Origin of the sequence: Serratia sp. BNK-23 (assembly GCF_047456145.1) — a bacterium.
Classification (GTDB): domain Bacteria; phylum Pseudomonadota; class Gammaproteobacteria; order Enterobacterales; family Enterobacteriaceae; genus Serratia; species Serratia nematodiphila.
In genome coordinates, this window is the sequence record NZ_CP179900.1 from 3,270,418 (window position 1) to 3,294,578 (window position 24,161).

Consider the following 24,161-nt stretch of genomic DNA (forward strand, 5'->3'; position numbering starts at 1 on the left):
AATCAAAAATAATCCAGCTTAAAACGCACTGTGGAAAAATACGCTCCCACCTTCAACGGCTGGTGATTCGGCATTAACGTCATGGAATAATTCAGCACTCGGTTGCCCGGTATTATTCCCTCCATCGGCAACGGCTCCCCTGGAATAACCGGCCTGCCGCGGCTGTCTTTTATCTTCAATGCGATGCCGCGCGCATCGCCCTGTACGCCAAACAAAGCGCCTTCCGCCAAACCATCAAACGTGACCTGAAAGAATTTCCAATCAGGCTTGTTTTCCGGACGTTCCAAAATGCAATTAACCAATTCAATACTGAAAGGTTTAGTCATTCCCTGGCCGTCACGAATGATCTGTCCGATAGGAAGCGTGTCCATATCGATTGTCTGATCGCGGCTGCCGGCGGCAATGGCGCAGGCCGTGTCGATAATGGCGCCGTGCATACTGACTTTGCCCCACCCCTGTGCGGCGGAAATTGCACTGCCGGGCGCAAACGCCAACGACGCCAAAAGAACGGCACTCGCCCGATTCCGTGAAAAAAACATCGCGACATTCCTTTGACACAGAGAGTCACCAGGCATGCGGCGTGCCCCATGCCTGGTTGATTAAGCCTGCGGTCTCACTTACTGATAAGCCAGAGTGAAGTCGGCTACGGCGGTGAAATCGCCCGGAACGATGGCTGCGGAAGCGCCTTCACCCTGCAGGTAAGCGGCGAAGTTCAGGCTGTTGTTGCCAGTATTCAGCGTCTGTGCCGCAGTCGCCTGACCCAGTTTGATCGGCTGGCCGCCATAAGTGATTGCTACGCCGGCGCCGCTGGCGGTCCCCGCGATACCCAACAGATCTTTGTTGGTTGACGACGCAATGCCGCTGAAGGTGGTTTTAACGGTTTTCAGCGTAGTGGTATCACACTGCTCCAGCTTGATTTCAAACGGACGCGGGTTGGATTTGCCGCCGTTTTTCAACGCCACGTTAGAAACCTGGCCCAGATCTACGGTCTGATCGATCGACTCGGGTGCAATAGAGCATGGCGCATCAATAATAGAACCCGTGAAGGTCACTTTACCGTGTCCCTGATCGGCTGCCTGTGCAAAAGAACTTGCGCCAAATGCAATCACTGCAGCCATCATGATTTTGTTAAGTTTCATAGAACCTATATTCCTTATAAGAAAAAATGCATATTCCAATCAAGAAAAAGAGCAACAGGAAATCTGCTCGCGCTTATATATGCGCAGCCCTGATTCTTTAGCATCTTGCTGGTTGGTTAACTGCCAAAACCAAAGAAACCGACAATAGATACGTCGATAACGGCAAGTCTGCAGCGGTCTACCCATTAATGAATTCGTCATATAAAAATAAACGAAATCACAACAAGCAGAGACCAATACTTTCTAATCCGCCCTTCTTGTCTGGCGGTGAATATTCTGGCAAATGCCCACCAGCAAAAAAAGTCTTTTTTTGATCAAGACGAACATTCGCAATTTATTTCCTAATTAAAGTTAATTTAGTGTTATTTTTAGGCTCATAGATCGTAAAAAATACTTTTATAGTGCAATATCCTGTTTTTCTCTGTTTCACAATTAATCAGATCGCAAAGCCGCTCTTTGTGAATATAATAAACCAAAACTTTAGGTTTCTGCGTGACACTCCCCCAGCCTGCAAACAGGTAGAAATGGAGTGGGAAACCCCTTTTTTTCAATCCTGATAAATAGATAGGATTTTTCTTGATTCGCGATTTACCTCGTTATTGGTAGGCAGTGAAACTTTGTTTTTTCTTAGGAATACAGCAATCGAAATACAGAGGAAGTGCTATGGAAGCGTTATCTCCAAAACAAAAGGAAATACGGCAATTGCAGCACGATCTGCTGCAAACATTATTCGCGCAGTCGCCCCGTCAATGTCCCGACACCGGACTGCCACCTCAGCATCTGTGGTTGTCTACCCGGCAACTGGCCAACGCCGTCAACGTCGGCGTTTACCGCGCCCGGCTACTGCTGTTGGAACTCGTCGCCAAACAAGAAGTGCTCGTAACGGACGGCTCCATCAACAACTCGTTGAGGTGGTACCCCACCGCCCTACTGCCAGCTGACAACAAGGAAATATCAGGAATAGATGCGCCTTATTCTCATTTAACGGAATAACGCCGGCACAGTCAGCCTAATTAGCCTTATTTCGTGGCGGCACCTAGCCAAATGACACTATATAATCGGGATATTATTGTGAGAAAAACAACCATCCTATTTTTACAACACTGCCTGGCATTATCTTTTTTCGTCCTCATTGGTAACGCCAATGCATTTACCTGTAAAACCTCCGACGGCGGGAACATTGGTCAGGGTGGTTCAATGACGCCGGTCGACGTCAGGGTAAAGATAGGCCCTGAATTGTCCATCGGGAAAAATGAAATCGTCAACGTCAGCCAGGTGACCTGTAAAAACGACGTCGCCAACTGGAAAGATATTTTACTCACCGGCAGCCCGGCGTTGACGATGAACACCGCCATTTTCGGTACGCTTGCCAACGGTATGACAATCAACGGCACCGACTACTTATCCCCGATCCAATCAGGTATCCAGGTGATGACGATTACCGGCCTAAACAGTGCCAGCATTTCCATCAGGGTTTACATCGTGCTCAACCGTTCGCCGACGCAGGATATCAAGGTGAACAAGGGCGACGTCATCGGCCAAATCAACTTTGAACAAAAAAATGACCAGTCAGGTTGCCCAAAATGTGGGCCTTACCGGTGGCGCCTGATCGCCGACAACGACGCCTACTTCGTCACCACCAGTTGCACTATCAACAACGGCCAGCAGATTAACGTCGACTTCGGTCAGATCCGCCAGGACTTTCTCACGCAGAGCGCCATCGACGCCCAAATCAAACAGGACAAGGCGCTCAGCTACCGGTGTGACGATCAGAGCGCGACACAAGACATTTTGGTTCGCATGGTCAGCGATGCCAGCGGCTTCTCCAGCGATTTCATCAAGACCTCCAATCCTAATGTCGGCGTAGCCATGGTGCACAATGGCGCGGTGGTGAAACCCAACAATACGTTCAGAACGCGCATCGTCAACGGGCTGGGCAACGACACCGTCACCTTTGTGCCAGTGAAGAACAATGTGCCTTACACCAGCATCGCCACCGGTCCGATGTCAGGCTCGGCCACGCTGATCTTCAGCGCACCTTGAGACGGGAGCCAGAATGAACATGACGAGGAAAACGCGTTGCGCTCTGCTGTTTACGCTGGGTGTGATCAGCGCCGCCCCCCAGGCCGCCGACCAGGGCACCAAGGTCAGTATCACCGCCACCGTGGTGGCGCCTCCGCCTTGCGTGATCAACGACGGGCGCACCATCGATATCGACTTTGGCAAGGTCGGCATCAAACGTATCGACGGTAATCGCTATATGCAACGCATCGATTACAGCATCAAGTGTGAGTTTCTGGATAACAGCCGCCAGCTGAAAATGAAGATCATGGGCAGCGCGGCGGCCTTTGACAGCAGCGTGTTGAACAGCAGCGTCAATGGGCTGGGCATCAAACTGCTGGCCAACGGCAAGGCTTTCGCCATCAATACGCCGCTGAACATCGATTACGCCAATCCGCCGACGCTTGATGCGGTGCCGGTGAAAAACAGCGCCGTCACCCTGGCGGAAGGTGACTTCTCCAGCGGAGCCACCATGCTGGTGGACTATTTCTGAAACGCCACGGATGCTGAAAATGAAAAAGCCGCAACGGAAGGTTGCGGCTTTTTCAGGAACCGCACGCGACGATGCGGCAGCGGTGTCAGGGCATTCAGCCGAAGATCCCGCCGAACCACTGGCTCAGCTTCATCATCACCATATCCCAGATGCGGCTGAAGAAGTTGCCCTCTTTTACCTCTTGCATCGCCACCAGCGGGTGCTGCTCGATGGTTTTGCCGTCCAGCTGGAAATCGATGGTGCCGACCACCTGGTTTTTCGCCAGCGGCGCTTCCAGCGTCGGTTGGGTCAGCTTGTAGCTGGCCTTCAGGTTTTTCATCTGCCCTTTCGGAATGGTGACCGAGGCGTCTTTCGCCACGCCGAGCGGCACTTCGCTGACGTCGCCGAACCACACTTTCTGGGTGACGAACGGCTTATCGGCCTTGATCGGCGTCGCGGTTTCATAGAAGCGGAAGCCCCAGGTCAGCAGCTTTTCGCTTTCGCTAAAGCGCACGCGATCGCTCGGCGCGCCTAAAACCACCGAGATCAGACGCATCGGGCCGTCGGTGGCGGACGCCACCAGGTTGTGGCCGGCGCCGCTGGTGTAACCGGTCTTGATGCCGTCGACGTTCAGGTTGCTGCTCCACAGCAGACGGTTGCGGTTAATCTGGCGGATCTTGTTAAAGGTGAACTCTTTCTCTTTATGCAGCGCGTATTCGTCCGGCACGTCGCGGATCAGCGCCTGGCTCAGCAGCGCCATGTCGCGCGCGGTGCTGTACTGCCCTTCCGCATCCAGACCATGCACCGTCAGGAAGTGGGTATTCTGCAGCCCCAGAGATTTGGCGTAGTTGTTCATCAGGCCAACGAACGAATCCTGGCTGCCCGCCACGTAGTCCGCCAGCGCGATGCTGGCGTCGTTGCCGGACTGGATCACGATGCCCTTATTCAGTTCCAGCACCGGCACCTGATCGCCCGGCTTGATGAACATCAGCGAAGAGCCGCGCAGCGCCGGGTTACCGGGCGCCCAGGCGTCTTTGCCGACGGTGACCATGTCTTCCGGCTTGATCTTGCCGGCCTTGATCGCCTGGCCGATCACGTAGCTGGACATGATCTTGGTCAGGCTGGCGGGATCGAGACGCGTATCGGCATTGCCTTCGGTCAGCACCTTACCGCTGTTGTAATCCATCAGAATGAAGGCCTTGGCGTCTACCTGCGGCGGCGCCGGCGGCTCGGCCGCGTGCACGGCCGGGGCGGCCAGCAACAGGATGCCTACGCTGAAGGTCAGTTTTTTCAGGGAAGTGGATAAGTTTTTTTTCATCATGACGTCGCCAGAGTGTCCATTCAAAACCATTGAAATAGCGTTAACTTTCAAACATGTTCACGTTTTAAGCCAACCAGCGAGAGTGGCCCGGTGCGCGCGTGCCGGCTGCAACCCCCTGCGGCGCCCGTAATGGGTAACGCAACGCACCGAAAATGCCCTTGCTGTGAGTTTATGTGATTTATCTTATTTTTGCAGGGTTTAGCGTGAATTTTCAGCATTTTTACATAACTGTACGCAGGCACGCACTTATCGTTCAAAAAAGCATCGCGACGCGCATTTTCGCATCTACCCACGGCTACACGGCCAAGCATCTGCACCGCTAAACATCTGCGCTTCCATACGTCTAAAAAAGATTAATATATTCCATAATGGCATATAGAACCGCTATTTGTTCTTTTTAAAGCGCTTATCCTCAGCGCTATCATCCGCACAACGACTTTTATACCGAATAATCCTGGAGATGAGTCATGGCGATCCCCCATTCCGTCATCGAGATGATTGGCAATACCCCGATGCTGGAACTGACCCAGTTCGATACCGGCCCGTGCCGGCTGTTCGTCAAGCTGGAGAACCAAAATCCCGGCGGTTCGATCAAAGACCGCGTGGCGCTGTCGATGATCGAACAGGCCGAGCGCGACGGCAAACTGCAGCCAGGAGGCACCATCATCGAAGCCACCGCCGGCAATACCGGCCTGGGGTTGGCGCTGGTGGCGGCGCTGAAAGGCTATAAGCTGCTGCTGGTGGTGCCGGACAAGATGAGCCGCGAGAAGATCTTCCACCTGCGCGCGCTGGGGGTGGAAGTGCTGCTGACCCGTTCGGACGTCGGCAAAGGGCATCCGGCTTACTACCAGGATTACGCCAAACGCCTGGCGGAAGAGATCCCCGGCGCTTTTTATATCGACCAGTTCAATAATCCGGCCAACCCGGCGGCCCATACCACCACCACGGCGCCCGAACTGTGGCGGCAGATGGAGCATGACGTGGACGCCATCGTGGTCGGCGTCGGCTCCGGCGGCACGCTGGGCGGGCTGAGCCGCTATTTCGCCGAGGTTTCGCCGCAGACGGAATTCGTGCTGGCCGACCCTGCCGGCTCTATTCTGGCGGACTATCTCGACCACGGCCAAGTCGGCGAAGCGGGCAGTTGGCTGGTGGAAGGCATCGGCGAAGACTTCGTCCCGCCGCTCAGCGACTTTGACCAGGTCCGTAACGCTTACCGCATCGGCGACGCAGAAGCCTTCACCACTGCGCGCGATCTGCTGCGCAAGGAAGGCGTGCTGGCGGGATCGTCCACCGGCACCCTGCTGGCCGCCGCATTGCGTTACTGCCGCGCACAGACCGAACCCAAGCGAGTGGTGACCTTCGTCTGCGACAGCGGCAACAAATACCTGTCTAAAATGTATAACGATCACTGGATGCTGGAACAGGGCCTGCTGAGCAAGCCACAGCACGGCGATCTGCGCGATCTGATCGCCTACCGCCACGACGAGGGCGCCGCCGTTTCCGCCGCGCCGGACGACACGTTGGCGATCGTGCACGCCCGCATGCGGCTGTACGACATCTCGCAGCTGCCGGTGCTGGAAGGCGATCGGGTGGTCGGTCTGATCGATGAGTGGGACCTGCTGAACGCCGTCCAGGCCGACGCCGCCCACTTCAGCCTGCCGGCCGGCAGCGCGATGACCAAACAGGTTCATACGCTGCAAAAGGAAGCCGGCTACGAGGAATTACAGGCCACCTTCAACCATGGCCACGTCGCGGTGGTGCTCGACGGCGAGCGCTTCCTCGGCCTGATTACCCGCACAGACGTGCTTAACGCCTGGCGCCAAAAATTACGTTAATAAGGACCCATTATGGCCAAGTTTGATACGTTGACCGTTCACGCCGGTTACACCCCGGATGCGACCGGCGCAGTGATGCCGGCGATTTACGCCACCTCTACCTACGCCCAACCGGCGCCGGGCGAGCATACCGGCTATGAGTATTCCCGCAGCGCCAACCCGACGCGCACCGCGCTGGAAAGCGCCATCGCCGAACTGGAAGGCGGCAGCCGCGGTTACGCCTTCGCCTCCGGCCTGGCGGCCTGCTCCACGGTGCTGGAGCTGCTCGATAAAGACAGCCACCTGATCGCGGTAGACGACCTGTACGGCGGCACCTATCGCCTGCTGGAAAAAGTGCGCAGCCGCACCGCCGGCCTGCGCGTCACCTACGTGGCGCCGGCGGATCTCGCCGGGCTGGAACAGGCGATCGAGCCGGACACTAAAATGATCTGGGTCGAAACGCCGACCAACCCGCTGCTCAAGCTGGCGGATCTGAGCGCCATCGCCGCGATCGCCAAAAAGCACCAGCTCATCAGCGTGGCGGACAACACCTTCGCCTCGCCGTATCTGCAACGCCCGCTGGATCTGGGCTTTGACGTGGTGGTGCACTCCGCCACCAAATACCTCAACGGCCACTCCGACGTGGTGGCCGGCGTCGCGGCGGTGGGCGATAACCCGGCGCTGGCGGAACAGCTCGGTTTCCTGCAAAACGCGGTCGGCGGCATTCTCGATCCGTTCAGCAGCTTCCTGACGCTGCGCGGCGTCCGCACCCTGGCGCTGCGCATGCAGCGTCACAGCGACAGCGCGCTGCGCATCGCCCAGTGGCTGGAGAGCCAGCCGCAGGTGGAAAACGTCTACTATCCCGGCCTGCCGAGCCACCCGCAGCACGAGCTGGCGGCGCGCCAGATGACGCGCTTCGGCGGCATGATCTCGGTACGGCTGAAAGGCGACGACGCCTATGCGCGCCGGGTCATCCAGCGTTCGCGCCTGTTCACCCTGGCGGAAAGCCTGGGCGGCGTGGAAAGCCTGATCAGCCAGCCGTTCAGCATGACGCACGCCTCCATTCCGCTGGAACAGCGCCTGGCAACCGGCATCACGCCGCAGCTGGTGCGCCTGTCGGTGGGGATTGAAGATGTGGAAGATCTGATCGCCGATCTGCAGCAGGCGCTGGCGGAATAATCGCCGCATCAGCGCTCGATCAGCCCGGCCGACGCGCCGGGCTTTTTTACGCCCGGCGTTCAGAGGCCGATGACGTCCTGATAAAAACGGTGTGCCACATCGGGGTGAGAGCGAATGCGGCCTTTCAGGTAGTTATACCCCACATCGCGCAGCAGCGGATTGAGCGGATCGCTGGCCGGACCGCGCGCCTGCGCCGCCAGCTGCGGCGGCAGTTGGTACAGCGGCACCACCGCGTCCAGACGCGCGCCGAGGAAGAACGCAATCGATAATCTGTCACTCCCCGCCGGCGGCGTTTCCACCCGGTGCACCGTGGCGCGCAGATAGCCGTTGGTCGCCAGCTCCAGCAGCTCGCCGATGTTCACTACGAAGGTATCTTCACGCGGCTGCGCGTCTATCCATTGCCCCTCGCTGACCTCCACCTGCAGCCCTTTTTGCGCGTCCTGCAGCAGGAAGCTGAGAAAACCGGAGTCCTTGTGCGCGCCGACGCCCTGTGCGCTGGCGGTGGCGTCCCGCCCCGGGTAGCGGATCAGTTTGATGTGCTCGTTGGGCTTCTCGCCGTATAAGCGATCGAAAGCCTGCTCCGGCAGCGAAAGTGCCAACGCGAAAGCGCGCAGCAGCCGCAGCGACATGGCGGTCATCGCCTGTTGCCACTCCAGCAGCAGCGGTTTCAGCGCCGGCAGCGCCGCCGGCCACTGGTTTGGCCCCTGCAGACGCGCCCAGCGCGGCGTGTCGTCAGCCAGCGTCAGCGCCGGGCGTTCAGCGCCGATATCGAACTGCTCGCGCCAGTCAGGCTGCCCGCGCGTGAGTTCCGCCGCCGCCCGGTTGTAACCGCGAAAGTGCGGCGAATGCACCATCTGCACCGCCAGCTTGTCGGCTTCCGGCAGGGCGAAAAATTGTCGCGCGGCGTGCTGCAACCGCGCATTCAACGCGCCGTCCACGCCGTGACCGCGCAGATAGAAGAAACCGACGTCGCGCGCCGCCGTGCGCAAATCGTCAAGAAAAGCGCGCCGCCGGCGCGCATCACCGTCAAGCTGCGAAAGATCCAGCAGCGGCAACGTCTTCAGCGTCGTCAGATGCGTCATCATGCGGTTCCTCTTCTTCCCCGATTACGATCGGGCTGCCGTACAGGCGAATAATCAACATTGACCCTCCCCAGCGGGTGGCTGCATTTGCCCCATAGTTACCACCGCGCTCGCCGGGGCGGCCAATATTGTTGCGTTCTAAGTTATGCAAACGTTCAACAAACTGTCGCAAAACCGTCATCAATGTTTCTTATGCTCTGCGCAATTTCGCCGACGCCGCTGGCTGGCGACGTGCGCTATCCGCTATCCTGTAAACGACCTCATACCCTGCCTGCCGGAGAAATACTGATGGATTTAGCCTTATTCGACCTGGATGAAACCCTGATTGACGATGACAGCGCCAGCCTGTGGATCCGCTGGCTGGTCGGCCAGGGGTTCGCGCCGGCGGAGCTGGAACTGCAGGAGCAGCAGCTGATGCAGCTCTATTATCAGGGCAAGCTGTCGATGGAGGACTACATGCAGGCCACGCTGGCGCCGCTGACCGGCCTGAGCGTGCAAACCGTGGCCGGCTGGGTGCAACGCTACATCCGGCGCGACATCCTGCCGCGCGTCTATCCCGCCGCCCGTGAACGCCTGCAGTGGCACCGCGAGCGCGGCGACTGCATTCTGGTGATCTCCGCCACCGGCGAACACCTGGTGGCGCCGATCGCCGAACAGCTCGGCGCCGACGATGCGCTGGCGATCGGCGTGGAAATCAGCGACGGCCGCTTCACCGGCAACACCTACGGCACCATGACCTATCAACAGGGCAAGGTGATCCGCCTGCAGCACTGGCTGGCGCACCACCCGCACCTGAAGTTCGAGCACAGCCACGGCTACAGCGACTCTCTCAACGACAAGGCGATGCTGCAATTCGTCGACAGCGCCACGGTGATCAATCCCGACAGCGAACTGAGCGCGCTGGCGGCGGAGCACGGCTGGGAAGTGTGCCGCTGGGAGCGTTGAGCGGCAGACAAAAAATGCCCTGCGGTGTGACAAAAAGCGCATTGTGGCGTAGGTATTAAGGGTCTTTAATCCGCTAACGGAGTTATCCCATGCTGACCATTTGGGGTCGTGAGAATTCGAACAACGTCAGGAAGGTGCTGTGGTGCGCCGCCGAACTGGGGCTGAGCTATACCCACATCAACGCCGGCGGGGCGTTTGGCAAGGTCAACGAAGAGAGTTACCGCGCGCTGAACCCGAACGGCCTGGTGCCGTTACTGCAGGACGATGACTTCGTGCTGTGGGAGTCCAACACCATCGTGCGCTACCTGGCGGCGAAATTCGGCGACGCGACGTTCTATCCGCAAGATCTGCAGGCGCGCGCCGCCGCCGAGAAATGGATGGACTGGACCACCTCGACCATCGTTCCGGCCTTCACCATCGTCTTTTGGGGCCTGATCCGCACTGCGCCAGAGTTGCGCGACATGGCGAAAATCGAAGCGGCGATCGCCACGCTGGAAAAACACTTCGACGTCATCGAACAGACGCTGGCGCACCAGCCTTACCTCTCCGGCGGCGCGTTCGGTTTCGGCGATATCCCGCTCGGCAGCTTCGCCTACGCCTGCTTCGAAATGCCGATCGCCCGCCGCCCACGGCCGAACATGGAGCGCTGGTATCAGCAGCTGCGCGCACGCCCGGCCTACCAGCGCGGCGTGATGAGCGCACTCACCTGACGCGTGCGGGGCGTTACGACGCCCCGACCTTCAGCAGCTTGCCGTCCCGTTCGTCCGTCAGCAGATACAGGTAGCCATCCGGCCCGCTGCGCACCTCGCGGATGCGTTCGCCGCGATCGCCCAACAGCCGCTCTTCCGCCACCACTTTGTCGCCCTCCAGCGTCAGGCGAATCAGTTCCTTTTGCGCCAGTGCGCCGATGAACAGCGAATGCCGCCAGGCGGGGAAACGCTGCCCGTCATAAAACGCCATGCCGCTGAGGCCGGGCGAAACCCGCCAATAGTGCAGCGGCTGTTCGGTGCCGGGCACCCGTTCCCCTTTGGCCTCCGGTATCGGTTGGCCGGAATAGTTGATGCCATAGGTGGCCAGCGGCCAGCCGTAGTTTTTACCCGGCAGCGGGATATTGAGCTCATCGCCGCCGCGCGGACCGTGTTCATGCTCCCAGATCGCGCCGCTCCACGGATTCAGCGCCAACCCTTGCGGATTACGGTGGCCGTAGGACCAAACCTCCGGGCGTTTACCTGCCTGGCCGACCCAGGGGTTGTCCGGCGGTACCGCGCCCTCGGCGGTCAGCCGCACCAGCTTGCCCTGCAGTTTGTCGGTCTCCTGCGCCGTCGGCCGCTGGTTGTTTTCGCCCAGCGCGATAAACAGGTAGCCCTGCCGATCGAACGCCAGCTTGCCGCCAAAGTGATTGCCGACCGACAGCTTAGGTTGCTGACGGAAGATCACCTTAAAGTTTTCCAACCGCGCGCCATCGTCGCTCAGGCGGCCATAGCCGACCGCCGTACCGGCTTTGCCGCCCTCGCCCGGTTCGGCGAAGCTGAGATATACCCGGCGACTGGCGGCGAAGTCGGGGGCCGGCAACACCTCCAGCAGGCCGCCCTGCCCCTCGGCGTAGACCTGCGGCACGCCGGCGATCGGCGGCGACAGGCCCTTGCCCTGCAGCCACAGCCGCAGCCGGCCGGGCCGTTCGGTGATAAGCAGGCCTTGTTCCGCCGGCAAGAAGGCCAGCGACCATGGGTGTTCCAGGCCGTCCTGCAATTGGCTGACCGTCGGCGCGGCGTGCAGCAGGCCGCTGCACAGCAGCAAACCGGCCAGCAGAGTCAATCGGGGCATGGCGTCCTCCTGAAGATGAAATGACCCGTTTAGTGTAGCCCAGCCCGTCGTAATGGGTGTTTACATTACATTTCAACGGGTTGTCTTTTAGCCACAGTGTGCTTAAGTTAATCCATAACCCAGGAGGAAAAATGGACATTACCGTTACCGACGCGATTGACGAACATACCCTCGATGCGATCAGGCAAGGCCTGCGCGCTTACAACCTGCCGCATATCGACGCCAGCCACCGCAAGCCGCTCAGCGTCTATGCGCGCGACGAGGCCGGCACGGTGATCGGCGGGCTGACCGCCGAAACCTGGGGCAACTGGCTGAGCGTCGAGTGGCTGTGGGTGGCGGATACCCAGCGCGGCAGCGGCCTCGGCGGCCGGCTGATGCGCGCCGCCGAGCACGAGGCGCAGGCGCGCGGCTGCCGCTACGCCCGTCTCGACACCTTCAGCTTCCAGGCGCGGCCGTTCTACGAAAAGCTCGGCTATCAGCTGCAAATGACGCTGAAAGAGTATCCGGTGGAACATGAGTGCTATTTTCTTACCAAAACCCTGACTGATTGATGGATGGACAGATGGACAGCAAAAGCATGGTGGTGAACTGTGTGGCGTACAAAGCCGGCCAACGGCTGGGCGAAGTGACCATCGACGATATCAGCGAGGTGGTCAAACAACCGGACACCTTCGTCTGGCTGGGGTTGCGGCAGCCGGAACCGGCGTTTATGCGCAAGGTGCAGGAGGAGTTCGGCCTGCACGATTTGGCGATCGAAGACGCGCTGTGTGCGCACCAGCGGCCGAAGCTGGAGACCTACGGCGACTCGCTGTTCATCGTGGTGAAAACCGCGCAGTGGGGCGAGCACGACGAAATCGAATACGGCGAAACCCACTTCTTCGTCGGCAAAAACTTTCTGGTGACGGTGCGCCACGGCGCCTCGCCCAGCTACGCGCCGATCCGCGCCAAGGCGGAAGAGAACCACAAGCAGATGTGCCGCGGGCCGGGCTTCGCCCTCTATTCGGTGTTGGACTTCGTGGTGGATAACTACCGCAGCGTGGTAACGCGCTTCGAGAGCACCATCGAGAACATCGAAGCCAACATGTTTCAGTCGGAGTTCGATCAGGCGGCGATCGAGAACGTCTATACTCTGCGCCGCCACCTGCTGGCGCTGCGCAACGCCGCGCTGCCGATGGATGAAATTTGCAACCAGCTGATCCGTCTGCACGAAGAAGTGATCCCGAAAGAGCTGCGCGCTTACGTGCGCGACGTGCAGGATCACGCGCATCAGGTGGTCAGCAACATCGACGACATGCGCGAAATGCTGACCAACGCCATGCACGTCAATCTGGCGCTGGTGACGGTCAAACAAAACGAAGTGGTGAAACGGCTGGCGGGGTGGGGGGCGATTTTGGCTATCCCGACGGTGATCTTCAGCCTGTACGGGATGAACTTCGCCGACATGCCGGAGTTGAAATTCCCGTGGGCCTATCACGCCACGCTGGGGGCGACCGCCGTCGGCTGTATTTTCCTGTATCAGAAGTTGAAGAAGTCAGGCTGGCTGTAAGCGCCAAAACGGCGGATTTTTCCGCCGGAGAAACGATCGGCGGGGCAGCCGGATCCGCCGACTGCCCCGCTGCTTCAATACAGCATCGGCCGCCGATCGCGATGCACATGATTGTAGCGGCCGATGCGCTTGTCATCGGCCGTGCTGATATCCATCGATGCCAGCACCATGCCTTCGCCTGTCAGGCTCTGCGTCAACGGGTAGCCATCGGCGTCGACGATCACCGATCCGCCGATCCACGCAACGCCGCGCTCCGTTTCGCAGCGATCGCACACCGCGATGAACAGCCGATTGACGGCGGCGTTGGCCTGCGCCTTCACCATCTCCGCCGGCCGTTCGCCCTGCGGACGCGGCGCCTGCGGCCAGTTGACCGGCGCGCACAGCAGCTGAGCGCCGGCCAGCGCCGGCAGCCGCACCCACTCCGGGAATTCAAGATCGTAGCAGATCATCACCGCCAACCGGCCAAAGCGGGTCTCGACGACCGGTGGCGGCCGATCGCCGGGGGTAAAGATCGTGCTCTCCTCATGCCACAGGTGGGCCTTGCGATAAATCGCCCTCACGCCCTGCGCATCGATCAATGCCGCGCTGTTGGCCACCCCACCATCGGGCAGCCGCTCGCAGAAACCGGCGACGATCGCCACATCCAACTCACGCGCCAGGGCCCCCCACAGGCTGAGGCTGGGCCCGTCTTCGCTCTCGGCCAACGCCCGCGCCTCCGCCTTATCGCGCAACACATAGCCGCTGTTCACCAACTCCGGCAACACGATGACGTTGGCGCCGCGCTGCGCCGCATGACGGATCGCCTGAGCGGACTGCGCCCGATTATGCTCTGCTTCCCCTACCCGCAGCGCTAACTGGCAGCATGCGACGCTGATTTTACCCATGGCTCACCTTCTCCTTACCCTCACCGTTAAACCGACAGGGCGGCGATGCGCCCTGCTCCTCAGTAAATCAGTAAAGGCGCCGTGATAAAAGCCCGGATCGCGCCTCAGCGTTCAGTTTGCGCCTGCAGCTGCGGCGTCGGGCGGCTCAGCAGGCTGCCCAGCACGAAGGCGACGCCGCCGCCCAGCAGACCGCCGTAGATCGGGCTGTTGGCGTCGATGCCGTGCCAGACCATCAGCCCCACCACGCACAGGCTGCCGGTCAGCATGCTGGCGATGGCCCCAACGCTGGTGGCGCGCGGCCAGAAGATCGCCCCCACCAGCGGGATCAGCATGCCGCCCACCAACAGGTTGTAAGCCAGCGTCAGCGCCGCCAGTACGTCACGCACCACAAACGCCAGCCCCAGCATGACCGCGCCCATGAAAAGCGTGGTGAAGCGCCCGGCGGCCAGCCCGCCGGAAGGTTTACGGCGGATGGCCGGCAGCACGTCCTCCAGCGCGATGGTCGAAGACGCCAACAGGCAGGCGCTGGCAGTGGACATCAGCGCCGCCAGGGCCGCGGCGGCCACCAGCCCGCTGACGCCGACCGGCAACACCGCCTGCGCGATGGCGGCGAAGGCGCCGTCGGTGTTGCTGAGCGACGGCAGCACGATCTTGCCGGCCATGCCTATCAGCGCGCCGGTCACGCCGTACAGCACGCAATAGACGCCCGCCCCCAGCCCGGCGAAGCGCGCCACATTGGCGCTGCGGGCGGTGAACACCCGCTGCCAGATGTCCTGGCCGATCAGAATGCCGAAGAAGTAGATCAGGAAGAACACCAGAATGGTGTCCAGCCCGATCGACGACAGCTGGTAGTAACCGGCGGGCAGCAGGCTGGTGAACGCCTCCCAGCCGCCGGCCTTGACGATGCTCATCGGCATCAGCACCAGCATCATGCCGACGGTCATGATGATGAACTGAATGATGTCGGTCAGCGTCAGCGACCACATGCCGCCCAGCGTCGAATACAGCACCACCAGCCCGCCGCCGAGCAGGATAGACGCGCTGAACGACAGGCCGAACATCACCTGCATTACGCTGCCGATGGCGATGATCGAGGTCACCGCCACCATCAGGTCATACGCCAGCATGATCGCGCCGCTGGTGACCCGCGCCGCCGGGTGATAGCGCCGCGACAGCACCTGGCTGACGGTATACAGCTTCAGTTTGAGCAGCGGCTTGGCCAGCACCAGACTCAGCACCACAATGCCCAGCCCCAGCGCGCCGCACAGCCAGACGCCGGAGATGCCGTAGGTGTAGCCGAGCTTGACGCTGCCGATGGTCGACGCGCCGCCGAGCACCACCGCCGACAGCGTGCCCAGATACAGCCCCGGCCCCAGGTTGCGCCCGGCCACCAGATACGCCTCTTTGGAATTGGCGCGGCGAATGCCCATCCCCCCCACCGCGCCTATCACCAGAAAGTAAAACACCACGACCAGCAGATCGAGATTCATGGGTACCTCCACTCCGTAGTTATTGTTATCAGGGGCCCCGACGCAACCGCTCCGCCGGTAGAGTCAGTGAGCCGGCCTCAGCGGGCCGGCAGCACGCACAGCATTTCAAACAGTAGGTTGGCCGCCAGCAGCGCGGTGTTACCGGAGCGATCGTAAGGCGGCGACACCTCCACCACGTCGCCGCCGACCAGGTTCAGTCCATGACAGCCGCGCACGATCTCCAGCCCTTGCCAGACCGACAGCCCGCCGACCTCCGGCGTGCCGGTGCCCGGTGCGAAGGCCGGATCCAGCCCGTCGATATCGAAGCTGAGATAAACCGGCGCTTCGCCCATCTGTTCGCGGATCTCCGCCATCAGCGGCGTCAGCGACCGGTGCCAGCAGGCCTCAGCCGGCACCACACGAAAGCCCTGGCGGCGTGACCAGTCGAAGTCATCCGCCGCATAGCCGCTGCCGCGCAGGCCAATCTGCACCACTTTTTCCGGCGCCAGCAGCCCCTCCTCAAACGCGCGGCGGAAGGTGGTGCCGTGCGCCAGCTGTTCGCCGAACATCTCCTCGTTGGTATCGGAATGCGCATCGACGTGGATCAGCCCGACCGGGCCATGACGACGGGCGACGGCGCGCAGCACCGGCAGCGTCAGGGTGTGATCGCCGCCGAGCGTCAACGGCGTGCAGCCGTGCGCCAGGATCTCGTGGTAAGCCGCCTCGATGCGCTGCACGCTGTCCGCCAGGCTGTAGGGGTTGATGGCGACATCCCCCAGATCGGCCACCTGCAGCCGTTCAAACGGCGCAGAGCCGGTGCCCATGTTGTAAGGACGGATCATCACCGATTCCTGGCGGATCTGGCGCGGGCCATAGCGAGTGCCGCTGCGGTTGGAGGTGCCGATATCGAGCGGAATGCCGACAAAGGCGGCGTCCAGACCGCGCGCCTGTTCTGCCGCGGGCAGGCGCATCATGGTGGGGAGGCCGGCAAAGCGCGGCATATCGTTACCGCTTTGGGGTTGGTTCAGCATGGCGTTTCCTTGTCGTTATCTGCGATGGATTGAAACATTTGAGCAACATTCGCAGGCTACCCCGGTGGCCACCTCGGCTACCATTCCCGCTTTTGCATGTAAACATCGGAAAACGCGATGCAACTAACCTATTGAAGTATTGATTTTTATTTCAACTTCATGCCATAAGAAAGGCCATATCTTCAGCGCCGCACCTATTTCTTCGATGTTAAAAATGGGTTAACCGGCCGACGTTCTGCGGAGGGGGAATGCTCACCAACCTAAGCGATATCGATCTGAAACTGCTGCGGGTGTTCGTCGCGGTAGCGGAAGCCCAGGGCGTCAGCGCCGCGCAGGAAGCGCTGCTGATGAACCAATCCACCATCAGCACCCATCTGGCCTCGTTGGAAACCAGACTGGGTTTTCGCCTGTGCCAACGCGGGCGCTCCGGCTTCCGGCTGACGCCCAAGGGCGAACGCATGCTGATCGCCTGCCGTTCGCTGTTCAACGCCGCCCGCGACTTCACCCGGGTCAGCCAGTCGCTGAACGGCCTGCTGACCGGCGATCTGCAAATCGGTCTGGTGGACAATCTGGTTTCGCTGCCGGGCAATCCGTTCAGCCAGGCCATCAAGCACTTTCAGCGGCGCCATCAGGACGTGCAATTGCAGTGCCGCATCTGTTCGCCGAACGAGATTGAGCAAGGGCTGCTGCACCAGCAGCTCGATCTGGGCATCGGCTACTTCGGCCAACAGCTGGAGGAGTTACGTTATCAGCCGTGGCTGGAGGAAATACAGGCGATCTACTGCAGCACGGATCACCCGCTGTTCGCGGTGGAAGAACCCGAGCGCGAGCAGATTGAAAACGCGCGCTGGGTCAAGCGCGGCTACCTGCTGGCGCAGCAGCTGTGCCCGATCGCGCCGCCTCACTTGGCGGCGGTGGCTCACCATATGGAAAGCGTCGCCCATCTGGTGCTGAGCGGTACCTGCCTTGGCTATCTGCCCACCCACTACGCGGCGCGCTGGGTGGAACAGGGGCTGCTGCGGCAGTTGGGCGGCACGGCGCTCTCTTATCGCGCCACGCTTAGCCTGGTCAGCCGCCCCGTCCAGCCCAACGAGGCGTTGAACGCGCTGCTGGAGGATTTGGCGCGCGCCGGCGAAAAAAAGCCCCGCATGCGCGGGGCCTGACGGACGTTAACTGACCGGCATGCGCGCCGGATCGGGATACTGGTATTCAAAACCCAGCTCGTTGCAGATGCGGTTGCCGTCCACCAGCCGCTCGTCCTGCTCCGCCTCGTCGGCGAACTGCGGCGGCTCCAGATGCAACTGCTCGGCCAGCGCCGGATAAAATTCGCGCTTGGCCGGATGACGCGGCGCGCACAGGTTGTACACGTGGCCGCCCTTCGGCAGCTTCAGCAACAGCTGGATGGCGGCGATGACGTCGTCCTGGTGCACCAGATTCACCCCCTGCGAACCGCCCTTCACGTCGAGCTTGCCCGCCAGGAAGCGGCCGGGGTGACGATCGGCGCCCACCAGCCCCGCCAGGCGCAGAATGTCCACCGAGGTGTTCGGCAATTCATGCAGCCAACGTTCCAGCTCGGCCAACACCCGCCCTGACGGCAAGACCGGCCGCAACGGCGACTCTTCGCGCAGCGTGCCTGCGGTTTCGCCGTACACCGAGGTGGAACTGGTGAAGATCACCCGCGGCACGCCAAAGGCCATCGCGCTGTCCACCAGCATACGCACCGCATTGAAATAGTTTTCGCTGCCTTCGACGGTGCGGCGAGCGGGCAGTGTCACCACCAACGCATCCACGCGCAGCAGCGATTCCAGATCGTCCGGATCGCACACCAGCTCCGGCGTCAGTTCCAGTTGGTAGCATTCGATGCCGCTCATGCGCGCGGCCTCGACGCCGTCCGGCGTGGTTTTGCTACCGACCACGTCATACCCGCGCCCCATCAGCGACAGCGCCAACGGCATGCCCAGCCAACCCAAACCAATAATGGCTACCTTTTTCATCCTCTTCCTCTCCTGAAGATCGCAGCGCCCTACCCCTAAGGCTACGCCACTGCGCACGGCGATACAATCTGCCCGGCTTAAGGTCAGGTAAAGCTGTCTGTGGCTAATAACCTAACCTGTTTCAATAAATTAAATTTATGACGTTAAAAAAGGGTTGCGCGGTGGACAGCGGATAGTTTAGCTTAATTGGCATACGGTTTTTACCGGCTTTTGATTAGAGAAAAACACCATGACACGCGTTCAGTTCAACCACCATCATCACCATCACCCTGACTAGTCTTTCAGGCGATGAGTGCTGGAAGACGGTTTGTTAATCTTCCAGTGGCGCGCAGAACGCAAGAGAGAGCCCTCGGAAGATTTCTTCCGAGGGTTTTTTTTTGGCTCCGGACAGACAGAAAGAATAGTTTTTACAATAAATTCATAAAATTACAGATTAAACAGAGGTTACCATGCTGGACAAGACACGTTTACGGATCGCAATGCAGAAGTCGGGCCGCCTGAGCGATGAATCCCAGGAACTGCTGGCGCGCTGCGGCATCAAGATCAACCTGCAGCAGCAGCGTCTGATCGCCTTCGCCGAGAACATGCCGATCGATATCCTGCGCGTGCGCGACGACGATATTCCGGGCCTGGTGATGGACGGCGTGGTCGATCTCGGCATCATCGGCGAAAACGTGCTGGAAGAAGAGCTGCTCAGCCGCCGCGCCCAGGGCGAAGACCCGCGTTACTTCACGCTGCGCCGCCTCGATTTCGGCGGCTGCCGCCTGTCGCTGGCCACCCCGCTCGATGCCGAATACGCCGGCCCGCAAAGCCTGCAGGACGCCCGCATCGCCACCTCTTACCCGCACCTGCTGAAGCAATACCTCGACAAGCAGGGCGTGCGCTTCAAATCTTGCCTGCTGAACGGCTCGGTGGAAGTGGCGCCGCGCGCCGGTCTGGCCGACGCCATCTGCGATCTGGTCTCAACCGGCGCCACGCTGGAGGCCAACGGCCTGCGTGAAGTCGAAGTGATCTACCGCTCCAAGGCTTGCCTGATCCAGCGCGACGGCGAAATGCCGGAAGCCAAACAGCAGCTGATCGATCGCCTGATGACCCGCATTCAGGGCGTGATCCAGGCGCGTGAATCCAAATACATCATGCTGCACGCGCCGAGCGAGAAACTGGACGAGATCGTCGCGCTGTTGCCGGGCGCCGAGCGCCCGACCATTCTGCCGCTGGCCGGCGCGCAGAACCGCGTGGCGATGCACATGGTGAGCAGCGAAACCCTGTTCTGGGAAACCATGGAAAAACTGAAAGCGCTCGGCGCCAGCTCGATTCTGGTGCTGCCGATTGAAAAGATGATGGAGTAACGCCATGTCGACCTTCAACACGCCGATCGATTGGGCGACCAGCAGCGCCGAACGCCAGGCCGAGCTGCTGATGCGCCCGGCCATCGCCGCCTCTGACAGCATCACCCGCACGGTGAGCGAGATCCTCGACAACGTGAAGGCCAACGGCGATCGGGCGCTGCGCGACTATAGCGCCCGTTTCGACAAGGCGGAAGTCTCGGCGCTGCGCGTCAGCGCCGAGCAGATCGCCGCCGCCGCCGCGCGGTTGGGCGACGACATCAAACAGGCGATGGCGGTGGCCGTCGCCAACGTGGAAACCTTCCACAACGCGCAGCGACTGCCGCCGGTGGACGTCGAAACGCAACCGGGCGTGCGCTGCCAACAGGTGACCCGCCCCATCGACTCGGTCGGCCTGTATATTCCCGGCGGATCGGCGCCGCTGTTCTCCACCGTGCTGATGCTGGCGACGCCGGCACGCATCGCCGGCTGCCGCCGGGTGGTGCTGTGCTCACCGCCGCCGATCGCCGATGAGATCCTGTATGCGGCGCAGCTGTGCGGCGTGCAGGAAGTGTTTCAGGTCGGGGGCGCGCAGGCGATCGCTGCCCTGGCGTTCGGCACCGAGAGCGTGCCGCGCGTGGCGAAGATCTTCGGGCCGGGCAACGCCTTCGTGACCGAAGCCAAGCGGCAGGTCAGTCAGCGCCTTGATGGCGCGGCCATCGACATGCCGGCCGGCCCTTCGGAGGTGCTGGTGATCGCCGACGCCGGCGCCACTCCGGCGTTCGTCGCTTCCGATCTGCTGTCGCAGGCCGAACACGGCCCGGATTCGCAGGTGATCCTGCTGACGCCGGACGCGGCAATGGCGCAGGCGGTGGCCGAAGCGGTGGAAAGCCAGCTGGCCGAGCTGCCGCGCGCCGAGACCGCCCGTCAGGCGCTGGCGAGCAGCCGCCTGATCGTAGCGCGCGATCTGGCTGAGTGCGTGGCGATCAGCAACCGCTACGGCCCGGAGCACCTGATTATTCAGACCCGCAATGCGCGCGAACTGGTGGACGGCATCACCAGCGCCGGCTCGGTGTTCCTCGGCGACTGGTCGCCGGAGTCCGCTGGCGATTACGCCTCCGGCACCAACCACGTGCTGCCGACCTACGGCTACACCGCCACCTGCTCCAGCCTTGGGCTGGCCGATTTCCAAAAACGCATGACGGTGCAGGAGCTGACGCCGCAGGGCTTCAGCAACCTGGCCGCCACCATCGAGACGCTGGCTGCCGCCGAGCAGCTGATCGCCCACAAGAACGCCGTGACCCTGCGCGTCGCCGCCCTGAAGGAGCAAGCATGAGCATCGAAAAACTGGCGCGCGCCAACGTTCGCGAGCTGACCCCTTATCAATCGGCGCGCCGCCTCGGCGGCAAGGGCGACGTATGGCTGAACGCCAACGAATACCCGATCGCCCCGGAATTCCAGCTGAGCGCGCAAACCTTCAACCGCTATCCGGAGTGCCAGCCGGCGCAGGTGATCGAACGCTACGCCGCCTATGCCGGGGTGAAGAAAGAGCAGGTGCTGGTCAGCCGCGGCGCCGACGAGGGCATCGAGCTGCTGATACGCGCCTTCTGCGAGCCGGGCAAAGACGCCATTCTGTTCTGCCCGCCGACCTACGGCATGTACGCCGTCAGCGCCGAAACCTTTGGCGTGGAGCGCCGCACCGTGGCCGCCAAAGAGGACTGGCAGTTGGATCTGCCGGCCATCGCGGACAGCCTGGACAACGTGAAGTTGATCTACGTCTGCAGCCCGAACAACCCGACCGGCAACCTGATCGACCCGGACTCTCTGCGCAGCCTGCTGGAGCTGGCCAAAGGCAAGGCGATCGTCGCGGTGGACGAAGCCTATATCGAGTTTTGCCCGCAGGCTTCGGTAGCCGGTTGGTTGAGCGACTACCCGCACCTGGCTATTCTGCGTACGCTGTCAAAGGCCTTTGCGCTGGCCGGCCTGCGCTGCGGCTTTACGCTCGCCAATGAAGATCTGATTGCCCTGCTGCTGAAGGTGATCGCCCCTTACCCGCTCTCGACGCCGGTGGCGGATATCGCCGCGCAGGCGCTGAGCGAAGAAGGTATCCGCACCATGCGCCAGCGCGTCACCGACATCGCAGCCACCCGCAGCTGGCTGCAGCAACAGCTGGAAAAATGCGCCTGCGTCGAGCAGGTTTTCGCCAGCGACAGCAATTACCTGCTGGCTCGCTTCACCGCCTCAAGTAATGTGTTTAAAAGCTTGTGGGATCAGGGCATTATCTTACGAGACCAAAACAAACAGCCCGGGTTGTCCGGCTGCCTGCGCATCACCATAGGCACCCGCGACGAATGTCAACGCGTGGTGGACGCCTTGTCCGCCCTGCCCGGCGCCAACCAGACTCGCCAGGAGCCAATGTGAGCCAAAAAATCCTCTTTATCGATCGTGACGGCACGCTGATCGCCGAGCCACCGGAAGATTTCCAGGTTGACCGCCTGGACAAGCTGGCGCTCGAGCCAGACGTGATCCCTTCCCTGCTGGCGCTGCAACAGGCGGGATATCAGCTGGTGATGATCACCAATCAGGATGGGCTCGGCACCGCCAGTTTCCCGCAGGAGACCTTCGATCCGCCGCACAACCTGATGATGCAGATCCTCAGTTCGCAGGGCATTCAGTTCGCCGATGTGCTGATCTGCCCGCACCTGCCGGCGGACAACTGCGACTGCCGCAAGCCGAAGACCGCGCTGGTGAAGGGTTACCTCGAACCCGGCGTGCTCGATACCGCCCACAGCTACGTGATCGGCGATCGGCCGACCGACGTGCAGCTGGCGGAAAACATGGGCATTCAGGGGCTGCGCTACCAACGCGGCGTGCTGGGCTGGAAAGAGATCGTGCGCCAGCTGACCCTGCGCGACCGTCATGCGCGGGTTAACCGCGTGACCAAAGAGACGCAGATCGATGTCAACGTCTGGCTGGATCGCGAAGGCGGCAGCAAGATCAAAACCGGCGTCGGCTTCTTCGATCACATGCTGGATCAGATCGCCACCCACGGCGGCTTCCGCATGGAGATCGACGTCAAAGGCGACCTGTATATCGACGATCACCACACCGTAGAGGACACCGGCCTGGCGTTGGGCGAAGCGTTGAACAAGGCGCTCGGCGACAAGCGCGGCATTGCCCGCTTCGGCTTCGTGCTGCCGATGGACGAGTGTCTGGCGCGCTGCGCGCTGGATATCTCCGGCCGCCCGCACCTGGAGTACAAGGCCGAGTTCAACTATCAGCGCGTCGGCGATCTCAGCACCGAAATGGTCGAGCACTTCTTCCGTTCGCTCTCCTACACCATGGGTTGCACGCTGCACCTGAAGACCAAGGGCAAAAACGACCACCACCGGGTCGAGAGCCTGTTCAAAGTGTTTGGCCGCACGCTGCGCCAGGCGATCCGCGTCGAGGGCAATACCCTGCCGAGTTCGAAAGGAGTGCTGTGATGAACGTGGTGATTTTGGATACCGGCTGCGCCAACCTGGCCTCCGTCACCTACGCGGTGCGGCGCCTGGGTTATCAGCCGGAGGTGAGCCGCGATCCGGAGATCGTGCTGCGCGCCGACAAGCTGTTCCTGCCGGGCGTCGGCACTGCGCAGGCGGCGATGGATCAGCTGCGCGAGCGCGATTTGATCGAACTGATCAGGGCCTGCACGCAGCCGGTGCTGGGCATTTGCCTCGGCATGCAGCTGCTGGCGGCCAGCAGCGAAGAGAACGGCGGCATAACGACGCTCGGCCTCATCGATACGCCGGTCAAGCAGATGACCGACTTCGGCCTGCCGCTGCCGCACATGGGTTGGAACCAGGTATCCGCGCAGGCGGGCCACCATCTGTTCCGCGGCATCGATGACGGCGCCTACTTCTATTTCGTTCACAGCTATGCGATGCCGATATGCCCCAGCACCATCGCCCAGGCGAATTACGGCGAGCCCTTCACCGCCGCCGTGCAAAAAGACAACTTCTTCGGCGTGCAGTTTCATCCAGAACGATCTGGAGCGGCCGGCGCGCAACTGTTGAAAAACTTTCTGGAGATGTAG

At 61.1% G+C, this 24,161-nt stretch carries 26 protein-coding genes and 1 other annotated feature; of the genes, 16 read left to right on the top strand and 10 right to left on the bottom strand.

The features are described from left to right. Nucleotides 1-2: 2 nt before the first annotated feature. Both ACMGF9_RS15565 and ACMGF9_RS15570 read right to left on the bottom strand, forming a co-directional pair. A complete protein-coding gene (locus tag ACMGF9_RS15565; RefSeq protein ID WP_015377273.1) occupies nucleotides 3-539 on the bottom strand; it encodes a fimbrial protein in 537 nt (178 codons plus the stop codon). Nucleotides 540-617: 78 nt separating this feature from the next. Beyond that, on the bottom strand, nucleotides 618-1,139 hold the full coding sequence (locus tag ACMGF9_RS15570; RefSeq protein WP_004938731.1) for a fimbrial protein: 522 nt from the start codon (nucleotides 1,137-1,139) through the stop codon (nucleotides 618-620). A gap of 663 nt (nucleotides 1,140-1,802) precedes the next feature. Between ACMGF9_RS15570 and ACMGF9_RS15575 the strand changes: the two genes are divergently transcribed. From ACMGF9_RS15575 to ACMGF9_RS15585, 3 genes are all read left to right on the top strand, one after another. Beyond that, nucleotides 1,803-2,132, top strand: a complete 330-nt coding sequence (locus tag ACMGF9_RS15575) for a hypothetical protein (protein WP_075684364.1) — start codon at nucleotides 1,803-1,805, stop codon at nucleotides 2,130-2,132. A 243-nt stretch (nucleotides 2,133-2,375) separates the two neighbouring features. Beyond that, complete coding sequence (locus ACMGF9_RS15580) at nucleotides 2,376-3,182, top strand: fimbrial protein (protein WP_021504374.1); 807 nt, start codon at nucleotides 2,376-2,378, stop codon at nucleotides 3,180-3,182. Between the two features lie 19 nt (nucleotides 3,183-3,201). Then, the gene (locus ACMGF9_RS15585) at nucleotides 3,202-3,693 is read left to right on the top strand and encodes a fimbrial protein (protein WP_226882947.1); all 492 of its coding nucleotides are present in this window, start codon (nucleotides 3,202-3,204) and stop codon (nucleotides 3,691-3,693) included. Nucleotides 3,694-3,787: 94 nt separating this feature from the next. Here ACMGF9_RS15585 and ACMGF9_RS15590 read toward each other — a convergent pair whose 3' ends face one another. Further along, the gene (locus ACMGF9_RS15590; protein ID WP_015377270.1) at nucleotides 3,788-4,993 is read right to left on the bottom strand and encodes a serine hydrolase; all 1,206 of its coding nucleotides are present in this window, start codon (nucleotides 4,991-4,993) and stop codon (nucleotides 3,788-3,790) included. A 467-nt stretch (nucleotides 4,994-5,460) separates the two neighbouring features. On the opposite strand from ACMGF9_RS15590, the gene ACMGF9_RS15595 reads away from it, so the two are divergent. Further along, nucleotides 5,461-6,828 carry a pyridoxal-phosphate dependent enzyme gene (locus ACMGF9_RS15595; RefSeq protein WP_021504375.1) on the top strand — a complete coding sequence of 456 codons (1,368 nt, stop codon included), beginning with the start codon at nucleotides 5,461-5,463 and terminating at the stop codon, nucleotides 6,826-6,828. Nucleotides 6,829-6,840: 12 nt separating this feature from the next. Next, nucleotides 6,841-7,986: a trans-sulfuration enzyme family protein gene (locus ACMGF9_RS15600; protein WP_015377268.1), complete on the top strand. Its 1,146-nt coding sequence runs from the start codon at nucleotides 6,841-6,843 to the stop codon at nucleotides 7,984-7,986. Between the two features lie 59 nt (nucleotides 7,987-8,045). Here ACMGF9_RS15600 and ACMGF9_RS15605 read toward each other — a convergent pair whose 3' ends face one another. Together ACMGF9_RS15605 and ACMGF9_RS15610 are read right to left on the bottom strand one after the other, a co-directional pair. Then, the gene (locus tag ACMGF9_RS15605; RefSeq protein ID WP_160125468.1) at nucleotides 8,046-9,068 is read right to left on the bottom strand and encodes an isopenicillin N synthase family dioxygenase; all 1,023 of its coding nucleotides are present in this window, start codon (nucleotides 9,066-9,068) and stop codon (nucleotides 8,046-8,048) included. Next, a complete protein-coding gene (locus ACMGF9_RS15610; RefSeq protein ID WP_071796764.1) occupies nucleotides 9,013-9,249 on the bottom strand; it encodes a hypothetical protein in 237 nt (78 codons plus the stop codon). The genes ACMGF9_RS15605 and ACMGF9_RS15610 overlap by 56 nt, the downstream gene beginning before the upstream one ends. A gap of 107 nt (nucleotides 9,250-9,356) precedes the next feature. Between ACMGF9_RS15610 and ACMGF9_RS15615 the strand changes: the two genes are divergently transcribed. After that, the gene (locus ACMGF9_RS15615; protein ID WP_015377266.1) at nucleotides 9,357-10,013 is read left to right on the top strand and encodes an HAD family hydrolase; all 657 of its coding nucleotides are present in this window, start codon (nucleotides 9,357-9,359) and stop codon (nucleotides 10,011-10,013) included. 89 nt (nucleotides 10,014-10,102) lie between these two features. Then, nucleotides 10,103-10,723: a glutathione S-transferase family protein gene (locus tag ACMGF9_RS15620; protein WP_414160314.1), complete on the top strand. Its 621-nt coding sequence runs from the start codon at nucleotides 10,103-10,105 to the stop codon at nucleotides 10,721-10,723. Nucleotides 10,724-10,736: 13 nt separating this feature from the next. Here the strand turns inward: ACMGF9_RS15620 and ACMGF9_RS15625 are convergent, their stop codons facing one another. Continuing rightward, nucleotides 10,737-11,837 (bottom strand): PQQ-dependent sugar dehydrogenase, encoded by a 1,101-nt coding sequence (locus ACMGF9_RS15625; RefSeq protein ID WP_021504378.1) that lies wholly within the window; start codon nucleotides 11,835-11,837, stop codon nucleotides 10,737-10,739. A gap of 131 nt (nucleotides 11,838-11,968) precedes the next feature. On the opposite strand from ACMGF9_RS15625, the gene ACMGF9_RS15630 reads away from it, so the two are divergent. Next, complete coding sequence (locus ACMGF9_RS15630) at nucleotides 11,969-12,388, top strand: GNAT family N-acetyltransferase (protein ID WP_016928392.1); 420 nt, start codon at nucleotides 11,969-11,971, stop codon at nucleotides 12,386-12,388. A gap of 11 nt (nucleotides 12,389-12,399) precedes the next feature. Further along, nucleotides 12,400-13,383 carry a magnesium and cobalt transport protein CorA gene (locus ACMGF9_RS15635; protein ID WP_015377262.1) on the top strand — a complete coding sequence of 328 codons (984 nt, stop codon included), beginning with the start codon at nucleotides 12,400-12,402 and terminating at the stop codon, nucleotides 13,381-13,383. A 74-nt stretch (nucleotides 13,384-13,457) separates the two neighbouring features. Here the strand turns inward: ACMGF9_RS15635 and ACMGF9_RS15640 are convergent, their stop codons facing one another. The 3 genes from ACMGF9_RS15640 to speB all read right to left on the bottom strand — a co-directional run bounded on the left by ACMGF9_RS15640 (nucleotide 13,458) and on the right by speB (nucleotide 16,767). Then, on the bottom strand, nucleotides 13,458-14,267 hold the full coding sequence (locus ACMGF9_RS15640) for a nitrilase family protein (RefSeq protein ID WP_312424268.1): 810 nt from the start codon (nucleotides 14,265-14,267) through the stop codon (nucleotides 13,458-13,460). 104 nt (nucleotides 14,268-14,371) lie between these two features. Then, complete coding sequence (locus ACMGF9_RS15645) at nucleotides 14,372-15,757, bottom strand: sodium:solute symporter (RefSeq protein WP_414160315.1); 1,386 nt, start codon at nucleotides 15,755-15,757, stop codon at nucleotides 14,372-14,374. A 77-nt stretch (nucleotides 15,758-15,834) separates the two neighbouring features. Then, on the bottom strand, nucleotides 15,835-16,767 hold the full coding sequence (speB, locus tag ACMGF9_RS15650) for an agmatinase (RefSeq protein ID WP_015377259.1): 933 nt from the start codon (nucleotides 16,765-16,767) through the stop codon (nucleotides 15,835-15,837). A 248-nt stretch (nucleotides 16,768-17,015) separates the two neighbouring features. Here speB and ACMGF9_RS15655 point away from each other — a divergent pair, with 248 nt between their 5' ends. After that, complete coding sequence (locus tag ACMGF9_RS15655) at nucleotides 17,016-17,930, top strand: LysR family transcriptional regulator (RefSeq protein ID WP_049187404.1); 915 nt, start codon at nucleotides 17,016-17,018, stop codon at nucleotides 17,928-17,930. A 6-nt stretch (nucleotides 17,931-17,936) separates the two neighbouring features. Here ACMGF9_RS15655 and ACMGF9_RS15660 read toward each other — a convergent pair whose 3' ends face one another. Then, nucleotides 17,937-18,761: an SDR family oxidoreductase gene (locus ACMGF9_RS15660; RefSeq protein WP_193158903.1), complete on the bottom strand. Its 825-nt coding sequence runs from the start codon at nucleotides 18,759-18,761 to the stop codon at nucleotides 17,937-17,939. Between the two features lie 229 nt (nucleotides 18,762-18,990). On the opposite strand from ACMGF9_RS15660, the gene hisL reads away from it, so the two are divergent. The 6 genes from hisL (at nucleotide 18,991) to hisH (ending at nucleotide 24,161) form a co-directional block, all read left to right on the top strand. Then, complete coding sequence (gene hisL, locus ACMGF9_RS15665) at nucleotides 18,991-19,038, top strand: his operon leader peptide (RefSeq protein ID WP_100396937.1); 48 nt, start codon at nucleotides 18,991-18,993, stop codon at nucleotides 19,036-19,038. Further along, nucleotides 19,014-19,140, top strand: a sequence feature (His leader region). Its footprint overlaps the gene before it by 25 nt. A 70-nt stretch (nucleotides 19,141-19,210) precedes the next feature. Further along, a complete protein-coding gene (hisG, locus tag ACMGF9_RS15670; protein ID WP_015377256.1) occupies nucleotides 19,211-20,110 on the top strand; it encodes an ATP phosphoribosyltransferase in 900 nt (299 codons plus the stop codon). Nucleotides 20,111-20,114: 4 nt separating this feature from the next. Beyond that, nucleotides 20,115-21,422 (top strand): histidinol dehydrogenase, encoded by a 1,308-nt coding sequence (hisD, locus tag ACMGF9_RS15675; protein ID WP_004938796.1) that lies wholly within the window; start codon nucleotides 20,115-20,117, stop codon nucleotides 21,420-21,422. After that, entirely contained in the window at nucleotides 21,419-22,507 is a 1,089-nt protein-coding gene (hisC, locus tag ACMGF9_RS15680) for a histidinol-phosphate transaminase (protein WP_044031583.1), read from the top strand. Before hisD ends, hisC begins: the two co-directional genes overlap by 4 nt. Then, complete coding sequence (gene hisB / locus ACMGF9_RS15685; protein ID WP_015377254.1) at nucleotides 22,504-23,571, top strand: bifunctional histidinol-phosphatase/imidazoleglycerol-phosphate dehydratase HisB; 1,068 nt, start codon at nucleotides 22,504-22,506, stop codon at nucleotides 23,569-23,571. The genes hisC and hisB overlap by 4 nt, the downstream gene beginning before the upstream one ends. Beyond that, the gene (gene hisH, locus ACMGF9_RS15690) at nucleotides 23,571-24,161 is read left to right on the top strand and encodes an imidazole glycerol phosphate synthase subunit HisH (RefSeq protein ID WP_021504315.1); all 591 of its coding nucleotides are present in this window, start codon (nucleotides 23,571-23,573) and stop codon (nucleotides 24,159-24,161) included. Before hisB ends, hisH begins: the two co-directional genes overlap by 1 nt.